13 protein-coding genes are annotated in these 14,955 nt (G+C 64.8%); 5 read left to right on the forward strand and 8 right to left on the reverse strand.

The window, feature by feature from the left end; genetic code table 11:
* Window positions 1-4 precede the first annotated feature (4 nt).
* From OSH12_RS06860 to OSH12_RS06885, 6 genes are all read right to left on the reverse strand, one after another.
* A complete protein-coding gene (locus tag OSH12_RS06860; RefSeq protein ID WP_266342780.1) occupies window positions 5-1,060 on the reverse strand; it encodes a class II aldolase/adducin family protein in 1,056 nt (351 codons plus the stop codon).
* Window positions 1,061-1,334: 274 nt separating this feature from the next.
* A complete protein-coding gene (locus OSH12_RS06865; RefSeq protein ID WP_266343342.1) occupies window positions 1,335-2,450 on the reverse strand; it encodes an autoinducer 2 ABC transporter substrate-binding protein in 1,116 nt (371 codons plus the stop codon).
* Window positions 2,451-2,515: 65 nt separating this feature from the next.
* Window positions 2,516-3,466, reverse strand: a complete 951-nt coding sequence (locus OSH12_RS06870; RefSeq protein ID WP_266342781.1) for an ABC transporter permease — start codon at window positions 3,464-3,466, stop codon at window positions 2,516-2,518.
* 8 nt (window positions 3,467-3,474) lie between these two features.
* Window positions 3,475-4,461 (reverse strand): ABC transporter permease, encoded by a 987-nt coding sequence (locus OSH12_RS06875; RefSeq protein ID WP_266342782.1) that lies wholly within the window; start codon window positions 4,459-4,461, stop codon window positions 3,475-3,477.
* Window positions 4,461-5,969, reverse strand: a complete 1,509-nt coding sequence (locus tag OSH12_RS06880; protein WP_266342783.1) for a sugar ABC transporter ATP-binding protein — start codon at window positions 5,967-5,969, stop codon at window positions 4,461-4,463. The genes OSH12_RS06875 and OSH12_RS06880 overlap by 1 nt, the downstream gene beginning before the upstream one ends.
* Window positions 5,970-6,042: 73 nt before the next feature.
* Window positions 6,043-6,834 carry a DeoR/GlpR family DNA-binding transcription regulator gene (locus OSH12_RS06885; RefSeq protein WP_266342784.1) on the reverse strand — a complete coding sequence of 264 codons (792 nt, stop codon included), beginning with the start codon at window positions 6,832-6,834 and terminating at the stop codon, window positions 6,043-6,045.
* 289 nt (window positions 6,835-7,123) lie between these two features.
* On the opposite strand from OSH12_RS06885, the gene OSH12_RS06890 reads away from it, so the two are divergent.
* From OSH12_RS06890 to OSH12_RS06905, 4 genes are all read left to right on the forward strand, one after another.
* Window positions 7,124-9,226, forward strand: a complete 2,103-nt coding sequence (locus OSH12_RS06890) for a bifunctional rhamnulose-1-phosphate aldolase/short-chain dehydrogenase (protein ID WP_266342785.1) — start codon at window positions 7,124-7,126, stop codon at window positions 9,224-9,226.
* A 171-nt stretch (window positions 9,227-9,397) separates the two neighbouring features.
* Complete coding sequence (gene rhaI, locus OSH12_RS06895) at window positions 9,398-10,690, forward strand: L-rhamnose catabolism isomerase (protein ID WP_266342786.1); 1,293 nt, start codon at window positions 9,398-9,400, stop codon at window positions 10,688-10,690.
* 262 nt (window positions 10,691-10,952) lie between these two features.
* The gene (locus OSH12_RS06900) at window positions 10,953-11,216 is read left to right on the forward strand and encodes a glycine zipper domain-containing protein (protein WP_266342787.1); all 264 of its coding nucleotides are present in this window, start codon (window positions 10,953-10,955) and stop codon (window positions 11,214-11,216) included.
* 256 nt (window positions 11,217-11,472) lie between these two features.
* Entirely contained in the window at window positions 11,473-11,739 is a 267-nt protein-coding gene (locus OSH12_RS06905) for a glycine zipper domain-containing protein (RefSeq protein ID WP_266342788.1), read from the forward strand.
* A 17-nt stretch (window positions 11,740-11,756) separates the two neighbouring features.
* Here the strand turns inward: OSH12_RS06905 and OSH12_RS06910 are convergent, their stop codons facing one another.
* Window positions 11,757-13,661: a peptide ABC transporter substrate-binding protein gene (locus OSH12_RS06910; RefSeq protein ID WP_266342789.1), complete on the reverse strand. Its 1,905-nt coding sequence runs from the start codon at window positions 13,659-13,661 to the stop codon at window positions 11,757-11,759.
* An 80-nt stretch (window positions 13,662-13,741) separates the two neighbouring features.
* Complete coding sequence (locus OSH12_RS06915) at window positions 13,742-14,218, reverse strand: YbaK/EbsC family protein (protein ID WP_266342790.1); 477 nt, start codon at window positions 14,216-14,218, stop codon at window positions 13,742-13,744.
* A 108-nt stretch (window positions 14,219-14,326) separates the two neighbouring features.
* On the opposite strand from OSH12_RS06915, the gene OSH12_RS06920 reads away from it, so the two are divergent.
* A complete protein-coding gene (locus OSH12_RS06920; RefSeq protein WP_266342791.1) occupies window positions 14,327-14,947 on the forward strand; it encodes a hypothetical protein in 621 nt (206 codons plus the stop codon).
* The last annotated feature ends 8 nt before the right edge of the window (window positions 14,948-14,955 follow it).

The following is a 14,955-nucleotide window of genomic DNA, read 5'->3' on the forward strand; positions in this document are numbered from 1 at the left end:
ATTGTCAGCCTTTTGCCGCGGCCGCGAGCGAACGGCGATAGATCTCGGCGTCCCAGGTGACGAGTTCCTGCTCCTCGTCGACGGTGAGGAAGCGCAGCGGTGCGTCGGCGTCGATCCGGCCGGTGACATCGGCCAGCGCGCGGGCGAGCGCATCGCCACCGCGCAAGACGTCGCGGTGGATCAAGACGCCCTTGCCGGGAACGGCCAACAACATCGGCGGCAGTGCCGCACGTTCGGCAACACTGGCCGGTGTCTCTCCCTCGGCCAGAACCGCCGTGCCGCTGCCGAGGAACACCACGTGATCTGGATACAGCGTGCCACGTGCCGCGATGAAGAGGCGGGCCGGGTCGGTCGCGGTGCCGTGGGCGACCGGGTCTGTCGGCAGGCGATAGGGCGAGCCCTCGGCCAGCGCCTCAAGCCCTGCGATGTCGGCTTCGGGCGCCGGCCGGGCCGGTGCTGCCAGCGCGGCGCTAACGCGCCCGATCAGCGCGACGGCGTCGGCGACCGTATCGGCGGCGACGATGAGGCCATGATTGCCGAGCAGCACGACATTGGTGCCGGGCTTCGACACGGCATGGATTTCCCGAGCCAGCGGCAGGCCGGGCTTCACATAGGGCACGTAAGCCCAGACGATGCCGTCGAGTCCGTCCAGCCGCGCGGCAATCTGCTCGCGCGCATCGGAACGCGCGACACGGGCGACGGTCTCGACGCAATGGATATGCAGCACGACATCCTGCGGCAGGACGGCATGAACCGAAGTTTCGACCGAGGGACGCAGTCCCTGCGGATTGGCGTCGGTGACGACGAAATCGGTCGCCTTGGCGGCGCGCTCGTCATTGGCGTGGATGGCTGTGATCAGCGGCGGCAACGACACGGCCACGAAGATGTCGCGTTCCTCCGCTTCGGCCAGCCAGGTTCCGGAAGCCTTGACCCAGAGCACGCCGTCGCGCTTCAGCGAGGTGTTGCCGCCGGCCGCCTGGGTGCGGAGCGGGTCGCGCCCGAGCTTTGCGGAGGCATGACGAAGGGCGGCGAATTCAGGATCGTCGATATGGGTCGGCAAGGTCCGGCTCCGGGCAGCTATTTCATGAACGGGCGCGAGTGTGGGCGGGAAGAAGCGTTGTCTCACCTCTCCCTGAGGGAGAGGTCGACGACCGAAGGTCGGCGGGTGAGGGTTTACGGCCTCACCGGATAGTTCCCTAAACCCTCACCCGGAGCTTCGCTCCGACCTCTGCCTCAGGGAGAGGTGAAGGAAGGGCTGACTACATGGGGATAAAGCACACTCAAAAAGAAACGCGAGGCATGGCCAACCATGCCCCGCGTCAAAAACGCTTCGACTAGAAGTCGAAGTCCTTGATGTTTTCCTTGGTGAAGGTGTACGGCGCGCCGAGAAGAATCTCGGAGCCGTTGATCACCTGGAGTTCACCGAGCTTGCCGGCCTTGACCGAGGTCGCGCCGGCTTTCAGGTCGCCATCGGCAGTGGCGCGCAGGACCTGCATCGCGGCATAGCCGAGATCGACAGGGTTCCAGAGAACGACCGACTTGACGCAGTCCTTCTCGACATAGGGCTTCATCGCGTTCGGCGTGGCGAGGCCGATGACGGCGACCTTGCCGCACTGGCCGGCCTGGGTGACAGCCTCGGCGGAAGCCGGGGTCGCAACCGAGGTCATGCCGAAGATGCCCTTCAAGTCAGCGCCATGCTTGTTGATCAGCGTCGTGGCCTGGTTGAAGGACAGGACGTTGTCTTCCTGGGCTTCAACCGTCTCCAGCCACTTCATCTTGGGATGGCACTTCTCCTGATAGGCCGCCATTTCCGAGATCCAGCGCGCCTGGTTCGGCGTGGTGAAGGTCGAGGTGACGATGGCGAACGAGCCGTCCTCGCCGATTTCCTTGGCCATGTTGTCGACCAGCGCCTTGCCGATGCCGTTGAACTCGGCCTGGTTGACGAACCACTGGCGAGCATTCGGCTCGGAGTTGGCGTCGTAACCGACGACGTTGATGCCGGCGGCCAGCGCCTTCTTCAGCACGGGCGCAATGGCGACCGGATCGTTGGCGGCGAACAGGATGCCGTCGACGCCCGAGGTGATGTAGTTGTCGATGAACGAGATCTGCTGGTCGATGTTCGCCTGGGTCGGTCCGTCGGTCTTGGCCTCAACGTTGCCAAGTTCCTTGGCGGCGTCGGCAATGCCCTTCGAGGTGGCATTGAAGTAGCCGATGCCGATCAGCTTCGGCACGTCGACGACCTTGATCGGCTTGCCCTTGCGGTCGGGGGCGTTGGTCGGCTCGCCGCCGTCATAGGGCTTTGCCACGGCCGGGGCGGCCGTGCCGTCGCAGGCGAGCGGGTTGGTCGGCAGGTCGTCGCCGCCGGTCCAGGTCGCCGCGAAAGCCACACCGCTGCACATGCTGACGCCAAGGCCGAGGCCGAGCGCGAGCGCGATCGATTTCTTCAACATCATAGTTCTCCTCCAAAATGACGGCGGGTCTTTTTTAACGGCGAGACCCGCGCGTCCCCTCCCGATCAGCCTTCGCCGTCGCGGCTGAAGATATTGCTCGCGACAATCGCGAGAATGAGAACGAGGCCGATGACGACGATGGTGCCGTCGCCCTTGACCCCGGATAGAGCGAGACCGTTCTTCAGCGCCTGCATGAGTATCAGGCCGAGTACCGTGCCGATGATGGTGCCGCGCCCGCCGAAGATCGACGTGCCGCCCAGCACCACCGCCGTGATGACATCGAGCTCGAGCCCGGTGCCCATGTCGGAGCGCGTCGTCGAGACGCGCGAGACGAAGATGACGCCGGCAAGCCCGGCGACGAGGCCGGACGCAGTGTAGATCAGCAACTTGGCGCGATCGACGCCTATGCCGGAAAAGCGGGCGCCCGTCTCGTTGGCGCCGGTCGCGTAGGTGGCGCGGCCGAAGGTGGTCAGGCCGAGGATGACGCCGGCAACGATCACCAGCGCGCCAAGGATCCAGAGCTGGGTGGGCACGCCCCAGACATCGCCCTGGCCGAGCACATAGAACCATTCCGGATAGCCGCGTACCGAGCGCGCCTGGCTGATGCCCTCGGCCAAACCGCGATAGAGCGCCAGCGTCGCCAGCGTCGCGATCAGTGGCGGCACCTTGAAGCGTGTGATGATCAGTCCGTTGACCAGGCCGCCAATACCGCCGGCAATGATGGCGAGCACCATGGCGACGGGCAGCGGCATGCCGAGATTTTGCCAGAACACGCCGAGCAGGATCGCCGTCAGGCCGAGGATCGAGCCGACGGAGAGATCGATGCCGCCGGTGACGATGACGAAGGTCATCACCAGCGCGACCAGTCCAACCTCGGCCATCAGGCGGCCCTGGTTGAGCAGATTGGCGGTGGTGAAGAAGCGATCCGACTGGGTTGCCAGTGCGCCGAGCACCAGAACCAGCAGGACGGCGAGGATGGTTTCGTGCCGAAGCAGCGAGCGGAAATTTGCGGTCATCGTGGCAATCACCGGAGCCGGCGTCGACGCGCCATGTCGGCGAGCACGGTGATCAGGATCAGCAGACCCTGGACCGAGCGCAGCCAATAGGCGGAGACGTTGAGGAAGATGAGCGAGGAGGCGATAGCCGCGAACAGGATCGCCGCGAGGGTCGAACCGATCACCGTGCCGGTGCCGCCGAGGATCGAGACGCCGCCGACGACGGAGGCGGTGATCACGGTCAGCTCCAGATTGGGCGGGACGGTCGACTGGATGACCTGCAACTGGGTTGCGAACAACACCGCCGCGATGCCGGCGAAGGCGCCATGGATGGCGAAGACGAGGACCGTCGAACGCTCGACCCGGATGCCGGCGACGCGGGCTGCCTCGACATTGCCGCCGATGGCATAGATCGTCCGTCCGAAGGCGGAATAGCGCATCCAGAGCGCGACCAGCGCGGTCAGGATCACCATGAACCAGACCGGCGAGGGAATGCCGAACAGGCGGAACTGCGCGATCAGGTAGTTTTCCGGCAGATTGGTGATCCAGGCGCCGGAGGTGATGCTGATCAGGCCGCCCTTCAGGATCGACAACATGCCCAGCGTCACGACGATCGACGGGATGCGCAGATAGGCGACCAGCGAGCCGACGCCGGCATTGACGATCACGCCGATGACGATGGGTGCCAGCCAGGCGAGCCAGATCGGATAGCCGTTGACGGCAAGCAGGCCGGAAACCGTTGCCAGCACGCCGATCAGCGAGCCGACGGCCACGTCGATATGGCCGGAGATGATCACCAGCGACATGCCGATCGCGGCGACCGCGATATAGGCGTTGCCGGCGAAGATGTTGGTCAGGTTATTGGCGCCGAGAAAGCGCGGATTGACGATACCGACGACGATGCACAGCGCCAGGATCGCGCCGAGCAGGATGAATTCCTGGCCATAGGCGGCGATGCGCTTCCAGGGGCGCATGGCGGGTGCCGCGCGCGGCGCGGTGGAAAGGGATGCGGACATCAGGCGACCTCCGCCAGGGTTTCACTTTTCATCATGGCGGTGCCGACGCTGTCCGGCGTCGCATGCGCGCGGTCGAACTCGGCGACGATGCGGCCATTGTTCATGACCAGCACGCGGTCGCTCATGCCGAGCACCTCCGGCAATTCGCTGGAGATCATCAGGATCGCGAGGCCCTGCGCGGCGAGCCGGCTCATCAGCGCGTGGATTTCGGCCTTGGCGCCGACATCGATGCCGCGCGTCGGCTCGTCCATGATCAGCACGCGCGGCTCGGTCGCGACCCATTTCGCCAGCACAACCTTCTGCTGGTTGCCGCCGGATAGCTGCTTGACGCGCTGTTCCGGGCCGCGAGCGCGGACGCCAAAACGCTTGATCAGTTCGCGCGCCAAAGCGGATTCCTTGGCGCGGTTGACGATGGTGGCGGTCGAGATCCGGTCGAGCAGTGGCAGCGACAGGTTCTCGCGGATCGTCTGCGATTTGATCAGGCCCTGCAGGCCGCGATCTTCCGGCACATAGGCGATGCCGAGATCTCGCGCCTGCTTGGGGCTGGTGATGGCAATCGGCTTGCCGTCGAGCAATATCTCGCCCGAGGTGGCCGGTGTGATGCCGAAGATGGTCAGCGCCAATTCCGTGCGGCCGGAGCCGATCAGCCCGGCAATGCCGACGATCTCGCCGGCGCGGATGGTGAAGGAAATATCCTCGACCTCGTCGCGAAAACCGACGTTGCGGAGTTCGATCACCGGCGCGCCGATATCGACGTTGGCCTTTGGATAGAGCTGGTCGACGGGGCGGCCGACCATCATCGAGACCAGGTCGGCCTCGGTGATGTCGCCGATATCGCTGGTGCCGACATAGGACCCGTCGCGCAGAACCGTGACGCGGGTGGCGAGCGCGAAAATCTCGGGCATGCGGTGCGAGACATAGACGATGGCGACGCCGCGATCGCGCAGGCGGCGGACGACATCCATCAGCCGGCGCGCATCGGCGTCGGCAAGGGCTGCCGTCGGCTCGTCCATGATCAGCACGCGCGCGTCCTGCGACAGCGCCTTGGCGATCTCGACGCGCTGGCGGTTGGCGACCGAAAGGCTGCCGACGCGGGCATCGACGTCGAGGTCGTGGCTATCGAGATCGTCGAGCAGACGGCGCGCCTCGTTGCGCATCTTCGTCCAGTCGAGCGCGTTCATGGTGGTGCGCGGCGCATGGCCGAGGAAGATGTTCTCGGCGACGGAGAGCTCGGGGAAGAGCAGGAGTTCCTGGTAGACGGTGGCGATGCCGGCGGCGCGCGCTTCTCGCGGCGAGGTGAAGCGCACCGTGTCGCCATTGACGTGGATTTCGCCGCTGTCGGGGGCATGGACGCCCGCCATGACCTTGATCAGCGTCGACTTTCCCGCGCCGTTCTCTCCCATGAGCGCATGCACTTCGCCCGGTCGGACATCGAAGGAGACGTTCTTCAGCGCGTGTACGCCGGCGAACGACTTCGAGACCCCGTCGAGTGCGAGGATCGGCTGCATAACGTGGCGTTTCCCTTGAACTTCGGCTTTTCGCCGTTTTTCTTGTTGGCCGGGATTGGCGATTATGGGTGCATCAACTCTCCGGTTCGAACTCGACGACATCGACGATGACGCCGGCGTCCCGGAGCATGTCGCAGGCTTCCTGCGGCGCGGAACTATCGGTGATGACCCGGTCGAGCTGGGTCAGCGGGCAAAGGATGAGGCTGCCGCGCGGCTGGAATTTCGAGCCGTCGACGAGCGCGATCACCTGCTCGGCCTGCTTCAGCATCTTCTGCTCGGCCTTGATCAGGACGGGATCGCCCTCGATCAGGCCCTGGCGGCGGATGGCATGGGCGCCGAGGAAATATTTGGCGGCGTAGAAATGCTCGATCACCGTGTCGTTCGAATAGGGGCTGACGACCATGCGCTGTTCGCGATGGATGTCGCCGCCCGGCAGCACGACCTGGCAATCGCCATTGGCGATGAGATAGAGCGCGAGATCGAGTGAATTGGTCAGCACATGCAGCTTGCGCTCGGCGATGAAGGGACCGAGGCAATAGGTCGTCGTGCCGCCATTGACGATGATCGCTTCGCCGTCCTCGACGAGATTGGCCGCGGCCTGCGCGATCGCCCGCTTGGCGCCGAGGTTTTGCAGGCGGGTTTCCTCGAAGGCCGGCGTCATCAGGCTGTTGATGCTGTGTTCGCCATGCAGGCGCTCCGCCCCGCCGCGCACCTTGCGCAGCTGGCCGACATCGTTGAGCGCCGTGATGTCGCGACGGATCGTGGCTTCGGATGCACCGGTCAGGCCGACAAGCTGCGCCACCGTGGCGACGGGGCGCTCGGCCACCTCGCCGAGGATGATTCTGTGACGCTCGATTTCGTGCATTCGCCCCTCCAACTGACCGGATTTTCCAAGCTTTCCGATAATTGTCAATCAGAAACGATCATCATCGACAATGATGCGCTGCGAAATAATCATTATCAATCATATCGCACTGCGATATCGCTCTGATCTGACTGCTTTTGATTGACAAGCGCCGAGCCTGCTGACAGATCATGGGCGCAATTGCGTGGTCCTCGGCTGAAGAAGGCCGAGCGACGTCCCCCGTGGATGGTTCGCCGATCCGAATGCGCTCGCACAGCGAAGCGGCGACCGATCAAGAGCAGCTCCGATCATGACCGAACCCGCTTCATCGCACCTTCTCGACAATCGCTGGGACGACGCCAAGGCCAACGGCCTGAGCGAATCCGAGCTTCTGCTGTATCGCTCGAACCTGCTCGGTTCCGACAAGCGGATCACCAATTTCGGTGGCGGCAATACATCGGCAAAGGTCGTTGAGAAGGACCCGCTCTCCGGCCAGGACGCCACCGTGCTCTGGGTCAAGGGCTCCGGCGGCGATGTCGGCTCGATGAAGCTCGACGGCTTCTCGACGCTCTACCAGGACAAGCTCGAAGCGCTGAAGGGCATCTATCGCGGCCTCGCGCATGAAGACGAGATGGTCGGCCTGCTGCCGCATTGCACCTTCAACCTGAACCCGCGCGCCGCCTCGATCGACACGCCGCTGCACGCCTACGTGCCCTATGCGCATGTCGATCACATGCACCCCGACGCGATCATCGCCATCGCCGCTTCGAAGAACTCGAAGGAACTGACGCAGCAGATCTATGGCGATGCCATCGGCTGGCTGCCGTGGAAGCGCCCGGGCTTCGAGCTCGGCCTGTGGCTGTCGAAGTTCGCCAAGGAAAACCCCAATGCCAAGGGCGTCGTGCTCGAGAGCCACGGCCTCTTCACCTGGGCTGATACGTCCAAGGGCGTCTATGAGCTGACGCTCGAGATCATCAACAAGGCGATCGAATGGTTCGCCAAGGAGACGCAGGGCAAGCCGATCTTCGGCGGCGCCGTCTCGCAGTCGCTCGACGCCGACAAGCGCCGCGCCGTCGCGGCCGCCCTGATGCCGCAGATCCGTGGCCGCATCGGCAAGACGGAATCGAAGGTCGGTCACTTCGACGACCAGCCGGCCGTGCTCGAATTCGTCAATTCCGCTCAGCTTCGCGCATTGGCAGCCCTGGGCACGTCCTGCCCGGACCATTTCCTGCGCACCAAGATCCGTCCGCTGGTCGTCGATTACGACCCGGCCAAGGATAATCTCGACGAGGTGCTGGCCGGCCTTGATGGCGCGCTCGACGCTTATCGCGCCGATTACGCCGCCTATTACGAGCGCTGCAAGCACGACAACAGCCCGGCGATGCGCGATCCCAACGCCGTCGTTTACCTGGTCCCCGGCGTCGGCATGATCACCTTTGCCCGCGACAAGGCGACCGCCCGCATCGCCGGCGAGTTCTATGTCAACGCCGTCAACGTCATGCGCGGCGCCTCGACCGTCTCGACCTATGTCGGCCTCGACGAGCAGGAAGCCTTCGACATCGAATATTGGCTGCTTGAGGAAGCCAAGCTGCAGCGCATGCCGAAGGCGAAGTCGCTTGCCGGCCGCATCGCCTTCATCACCGGCGGCGCCGGTGGCATCGGTTCGGCCACCGCCATCCGCTACCTGCAGGAAGGCGCGGTCGTCATGATCGCCGATATCGATCAGAGCGCGCTGGACAGCACGGTCGCCGGTCTCGGCGCCAAGTTCGGCAAGGACAATATCCGCGGCGTCATCGCCAACGTCACCAGCGAAGCGGCCGTCGAAAAGGCGTTCCACGACACGCTGATCGAGTTCGGCGGCATCGATATCCTCGTCTCCAATGCTGGCATCTCGTCGGCGGCGCCGTTCGAGGAGACGACGATCGAGATGTGGGACAAGAACATCGCGATCCTCGCCACCGGCTATTTCCTCGTCTCGCGCTCCGCTTATCGGATCATGAAGACGCAGAAGCTCGGCGGCTCGATCGTCTTCATCGCCTCGAAGAACGGCCTCGCGGCTTCGGCAGGTGCCTCGGCCTATTGCACCGCCAAGGCGGCCGAGATCCATCTCGCCCGCTGCCTGGCGCTGGAAGGCGCGCCGTTCGGCATCCGCGTCAACACGATCAATCCGGACGCGGTTCTGCGCGGCTCGAAGATCTGGCAGGGCGAGTGGCGTCATCAGCGCGCGGAATCCAACAAGGTCGGCGAGGACGATCTCGAGGAATTCTACCGCAACCGTTCGCTGCTGAAGCGCAGCGTGTTCCCGGAAGACATCGCCGAGGCCGCCTACTTCCTCGCCGCCGACCTTTCCAACAAGTCGACCGGCAACATCATCAACGTGGATGCGGGCAACGTCATCTCGTTCACGAGGTAAGAGGTCCCAACCTCGCCGTCATCCCGGGCCTGACCCGGGATCCATTCAGCCTGAGGCCGCCTCGGCTGAATGGATCCCCGCCTTCGCGGGGATGACGGAGCTGGCTGGATTTCAGTCCGCTCCCTAGGGCGGGCCGTTCCATGAAACTAAGGCTTGGGGAGGACCCGCCACATGACCGATCTTCCGATCTCTTCCGATCTTCTGGCCGAAAAGAACAAGGCCGAGGAAGCAGCGCTCGCCAACGATTATTCCTCGCTTGGCGAGCAGCTCGACCGGCGCGGCATCGACATCGACGCCATCACCCGCAAGGTCGCGGCCTTCTCCGTTGCCGTGCCTTCCTGGGGTGTTGGTACGGGCGGCACGCGCTTTGCCCGTTTCGCCGGCCCCGGCGAGCCGCGCGGCATCTTCGAGAAGCTCGACGATTGCGGCGTCATCAACCAGCTGACCCGCGCCACGCCGACCGTCTCGCTGCATCACCCCTGGGACAAGGCCGACATCAAGGATCTGAAGGCGAAGGCCGATTCCCTTGGCCTCGGCTTCGATGCGATGAACTCCAACACGTTCTCGGACGCCGCCGGCCAGGCGCACTCCTACAAGTTCGGCTCGCTGTCGCATACCGATCCGGCCGTGCGTGCGCAGGCGATCGAGCACAACATCGAGACGATCGAGATCGGCAAGGCGCTCGGCTCCAAGGCGCTGACCGTCTGGGTCGGCGATGGCTCCAACTTTCCGGGCCAGTCCAATTTCACCCGCTCCTTCGAGAACTATCTCGAGGCGATGAAGTCGGTCTATGCGGCGCTGCCGGATGACTGGCGCGTTTTCACCGAACACAAGCTCTATGAGCCGGCTTTCTATTCGACGGTCGTGCAGGATTGGGGCACTAACTACATGATCGCCCAGGAGCTCGGCCCCAAGGCGTTCTGCCTCGTCGACCTCGGCCACCATGCGCCGAACGTCAACATCGAGATGATCGTCGCGCGCCTGATCCAGTTCGAGAAGCTGGCCGGCTTCCACTTCAACGATTCGAAGTATGGCGATGACGATCTCGACGCCGGTTCGATCAACCCGTTCCAGCTGTTCCTCATCTTCAACGAGCTGGTGGATGCGGAATACCGCAAGGCCAGGGGCTTTACGCCTGCCTACATGATCGACCAGTCGCACAATGTCACCGACCCGATCGAAAGCCTGATGACGAGCGCCATCGAGATCCTGCGCGCCTATACGCAGGCCCTTCTGGTCGACCGTCCGGCGCTGGGTGGGTACCAGCAATCGAACGACGTGCTGATGGCGAACCAGTCGCTGAAGCGCGCCTTCACCACCGATGTCGGGCCGATCCTCGCCAAGGCGCGCCTTGCCAAGGGCGGCGCCATCGACCCGGTCGGCGTCTATCGCGCCGCCGGCTACCGCGCCAAGGTCACCGCCGAGCGTCCGTCGAGCGGTGGTAATTCGAGCGGTATTGTGTGACTTTTATACTGCGGTTAACGAAGGAATTAACCGGACTGGGGTGGCTTCGACTTGCCTCTTCTCTGTTCCTTCGTGAACCGCTAGCTTGACTTCGAGCCTGACTGACTCTTCAAGGGGTACGGGTGCATGGCCGCGATCCTGGCTTCCCGCGATTCTTTTTGAATGCGGGTCGGTTGGGGTCGAGCGCCGATGGGGGGAAACCGACTGGGTCCGTTGGATCGGACGGTCTCCCTCAGGGGTTCACAAGGACAGGAGAGATTTGATGAAGAAGGCTTCTACGCTCGTAATGCTCGTTGCTCTGGGCGCTGTGGTCGCAGGCTGCACGACCGGCTCGCGCGCTGGCGACGGCGCTGTCGTCGGCGGTCTCGCTGGTGCGGCCATTGGTGGCCTCGCTGGCGGCAGCGTTGGCGCGGCGGCTATCGGCGCTGGCGTCGGTGCGGTTACGGGCGCAATCATCGCCGACGCAACCGGTCGTTGCTACTGGAAGGATCGTCAGGGTCGTCGTCACTACACGTCCTGCCGCTAATCTCTTTCTAAAGCTTCCTGAAACGGCCGGAACCTCGTTCCGGCCGTTTCTTTTTGGGCTATCGCGATCCAGCGCGTTCTTGAGCGGCGCGGGGGCCGGTTCGCGTGAAGAAAACGCGTTCAGCGTCTCCACGAGACGATCGACGGTTCCTGTCAGGACGATTTTCCGCCGGAACCCATCCCAGACCTTCCGCATTGCTGAAGAGTACATGCTTGGCAGAACGCGTCCCCCGGCGCGCCGTCCACAGGAGGTCTAAATGAAGAGAACGTCTCTAGTGATCGCTCTCGCTTTGTCCGGCGCCGTGCTCGCAGGCTGCACCACAGGGTCGCGTACCGGTGACGGCGCCGTCGTTGGCGGCCTGACGGGCGCGGCGATCGGTGGCCTGGCCACCGGCAGGGCCGGCGGCGCGCTGATCGGCGCGGGCGTTGGTGCCGTCACGGGCGCCATCATCGCGGATGCCACGACCGGCCGCTGCTACTGGCGCGATGATCGCGGCCGCCGCCACTATACGTCCTGCCGCTAGGCGGCTTCCGCCAACGTTCAGTTGACCGCGAGAAAGCGGGTCGGGTGAACATTGTAGGGGTTTGCGTTCCAGCCCGAAAGGCTCGGCGAAACCAGCGAAAGCGACACATATCCGAGGACGGGAAGGATCGGCGCGTCGGCGGCAAGCAATGCCGCGGCGGCGCCGAGTTCCTGTTTGCGCCGCTCGACGTCCATGTCGACGGCAGCCTTGTCCAGCAGCGCGTCATAGTCGCGGTTCTGGTAGCGCGGATAGTTGAAGCGGACATTGTCGCTGCGCAGCACCGTCAGCAGATCGATCGGATCGGCCTCGTCGGCGATCCAGCCGGTGCGAGCGATGTCGAAATCGCCGCCGTCGCGAAGCCGCGCGAAATGCGCCGGGTTCGCCTCCGTGACAATCGTCGCCTCGACGCCGATCGTGCGCCATTGCTCGGCAATTATGCGCGCCGTTTCCTCATGGCCAAGCCCGGTGCCGACGCGGATAGTCAGCCGCAAGGGCTGCGGACCCGTTTCAACCGGCTTCTTTGCATCCGCGGCTGCCTTGGCATCCGCCGCCCGGGCGCCTTCAGCCTTGTTGGCCCCGTCCGCCGGTGTCGGTTCTACTGGCGTTGACTTGCCGGGCGCATCGTTGGGGGTGGGAGCGACCGGCTGGGCATCGCCTGGCTGCGCGACGTGCGACTTGGCGGTGATCGAGTTGGTCACATCCTTGCTGACGTCCGGCTTGGCCGCATCCGAGGCAGCGGCACTGCCATCGGCAGGCTTGCTGTCCGTGGCCTTGGCCGGTGCCGTTTTCGTGTCGTCGGTGGCCTGGATGGGCTCCGGTGTCGGGGCGGCGAGCTTGGCTTCCTGGAAGCCTGCCTTTTCCAGCAGCGTGCGCGCTTCGGCGCGGCGCGTCTCGATCGGCGCCACCGATGCGGCCGGGATGCCGGAGAGCTCCGGCGGGACCAGCGTTTCGGTCGGGATCATCGCGCCGGACCAGGCGGTGCGGGCGAGTGCTTCGCGGTCGATGGCGAGCGACAGCGCGCGGCGCACCTCGACCTTGTCGAAGGGCGGCTTGGCCGTGTTGATGGCGAAATAATAGGTGCCGGGATAGGGCGCGAGCTGCAGCGCGGAGCCGAACTCCTCGCGCAGCGCCGGCAGGATTTCGGCCGGAACGTCCGGGCAGGAAAGCACCGCCTTGGCGCGATAGGCGTCTACGCAGCCGGCGACATCCTCGAACGGCTTGTAGACGACGCTGTCGATCGGCAGCGTCTTCGCATCGCGGAAGCGCGGGTTCTTGACGAGGATGTAGCCATCCTTCTTGTCGATGGCCGCGAGGCGATAGGCACCGTTCGAGACGATATTGCCCGTCGTGCCGAAATCGGCGCCGAGCTTCTTGATCGAGACGACGTTGACCGGCAGCGCGACGGGGAGGGCGAGGCGGCCGAGGAAGGTCGGCACCGGCCGATCCAGAGTGATCTCCAGCGTCTTGGCATCCGGGGCGGCGACGCCGAGCGTGTCGGCCTTGGCGCTGCCCTGCTGGACGGCACTGGCGTTCCGGATGACGAGCAGCGGTCCCGTCTCGGTGGCGCCGGTCTCAGGCGCGAACAGGCGGCGGAACGAGGCGACGAAATCGTCCGATTTGACAACGGCGCCATTCGACCAGCGCGCGCCGTCGCGCAGCTGGAACGTATAGACGAGGCCGTCCGGCGAGATGCTCCAGCTTTCGGCCGCGCCCGGCACCGTCCGGCCATCGCCATCGAGCGTCACCAGGCCTTCAAACAGGTCGTAGAGGATCGGGGTCTCGTTGAAGGTCGCGGCCTTCTGCGGGTCGAGCGTCTCCGGGGCCTTAACCAGTCCGCGCGGGTAGATCACGTCGGCGCTGGCGGGAAGCACGGCAGTCGCCGCAAGCATCACGCCGGCGATCCAGGCGAATCGCATCATCATCTCTCCGTAACCATCTCGACCCGGCGGCGATAATCGTCAGAATTCAGGCGATCTCAAGCCGTTCCCGCGCTTTTCTGCGATCATCCCATCACAATGACCGGAGCGCCGATGACGGATCGCAGCGCCTGCGGGTCGACGGCGAAGACGGCATGCGGCGTTCCGGCCGCCGCCCAGACGCGATCGTGGTTCAGGAGATCGCGGTCGAAATAGCTCGAAATCGGCGTCGCATGCGCGAAGGGCGGGATGCCGCCAATGGCAAAGCCGGTGGCCTGGCGCACAAAGGCGGCGTCCGGCCGCTCGATCGCCTCGCCGATGGTCCCGGCGACTTTCGCCTCGTCGACGCGATTGGCGCCCGAAACCAGCAGCAGGATCGGCTTGCCGCTCGCCAGCCCGCGAAACACCAGCGATTTGACGATGGCGCCGACCGCGCAGCCACAGGCGGCAGCGGCTTCTTCTGCCGTCCGTGCCGAAACGTCCATGACGCGAAGTTCGATCTGGAGACCGAGGCCGTGCGAGGCATCGCGAACCCGCGCGACCGGGGCGGGGATGTCGTTCATCGGCAACACTCCTGTCGGCGATTGCGTCCGCGCCGATCGATGGGTGCGGCGGTTGCGCGGATTTGCTAGGATGCCGAGAAGATCGTCGCGTACTGACGGAGTCAACGGATGAACGACGCCAGCGGCAGGCAGGGATCGCCAACCAATGTGCGCCACCTCGGCGATGCGATCCGCAAGGTTCGACTGGCGGAGGCGGAGCGCGCGGACGTCGTGGTGGAACTGAGGGACGCCGAACGGGCCCGGCTCGACATGCTGGCCGATGAATTGCGCGGCGTCTTCGCGGAAGTTCCCGAAGGCGACGACCAGTTCGTGGCGGAGATCGACACCGGCAGCCAGCCGCGCTTCTGGATCGACATGACGTCCTTCGTCACCATGGCGCGCGACCGGCGCACCTATCGCTTCCTCAAGGATACGCGGCTCGGCCGCACCGTCATTCTCGAAACCGCCGATCTCGACGACATGGCCGATTGCGTCATGCATTACGTCGCCGAGCGGATCATCGAGCGCGATCGCGCGCTGGAAGGCGACTGGCTGCTCCGTCGCGCCGCGCAGCAGGATGCGCCGCGTCGGGAACGCCGGACATTTTCGCGAAAAGAGCTTCCTGCCGAAGCGCCGGCTCGCGCCGTGTCCAATGCCCGTGCCGGCTGGATCGTCGCGGCGTTTCTGGGCGGCCTGCTCGTCGGCGTCGTGACGCTGCTCGCCTATGCCTGGGTGCATGTCGGCGGCTAGGCAGCCTT

The organism is Kaistia terrae (assembly GCF_026344005.1).
In the GTDB taxonomy this organism is placed as follows: domain Bacteria; phylum Pseudomonadota; class Alphaproteobacteria; order Rhizobiales; family Kaistiaceae; genus Kaistia; species Kaistia terrae.

Excerpts from the sequence above, each read along its gene's own strand:
- OSH12_RS06865 (WP_266343342.1), bottom strand. The coding sequence starts at position 2,450 with ATGTTGAAGAAATCGATCGCGCTCGCGCTCGGCCTCGGCCTTGGCGTC.
- OSH12_RS06870 (WP_266342781.1), bottom strand. The coding sequence starts at position 3,466 with ATGACCGCAAATTTCCGCTCGCTGCTTCGGCACGAAACCATCCTCGCC.
- OSH12_RS06875 (WP_266342782.1), bottom strand. The coding sequence starts at position 4,461 with ATGTCCGCATCCCTTTCCACCGCGCCGCGCGCGGCACCCGCCATGCGC.
- OSH12_RS06880 (WP_266342783.1), bottom strand. The coding sequence starts at position 5,969 with ATGCAGCCGATCCTCGCACTCGACGGGGTCTCGAAGTCGTTCGCCGGC.
- OSH12_RS06885 (WP_266342784.1), bottom strand. The coding sequence starts at position 6,834 with ATGCACGAAATCGAGCGTCACAGAATCATCCTCGGCGAGGTGGCCGAG.
- OSH12_RS06890 (WP_266342785.1), top strand. The coding sequence starts at position 7,124 with ATGACCGAACCCGCTTCATCGCACCTTCTCGACAATCGCTGGGACGAC.
- rhaI (WP_266342786.1), top strand. The coding sequence starts at position 9,398 with ATGACCGATCTTCCGATCTCTTCCGATCTTCTGGCCGAAAAGAACAAG.
- OSH12_RS06900 (WP_266342787.1), top strand. The coding sequence starts at position 10,953 with ATGAAGAAGGCTTCTACGCTCGTAATGCTCGTTGCTCTGGGCGCTGTG.
- OSH12_RS06905 (WP_266342788.1), top strand. The coding sequence starts at position 11,473 with ATGAAGAGAACGTCTCTAGTGATCGCTCTCGCTTTGTCCGGCGCCGTG.
- OSH12_RS06910 (WP_266342789.1), bottom strand. The coding sequence starts at position 13,661 with ATGATGATGCGATTCGCCTGGATCGCCGGCGTGATGCTTGCGGCGACT.
- OSH12_RS06915 (WP_266342790.1), bottom strand. The coding sequence starts at position 14,218 with ATGAACGACATCCCCGCCCCGGTCGCGCGGGTTCGCGATGCCTCGCAC.
- OSH12_RS06920 (WP_266342791.1), top strand. The coding sequence starts at position 14,327 with ATGAACGACGCCAGCGGCAGGCAGGGATCGCCAACCAATGTGCGCCAC.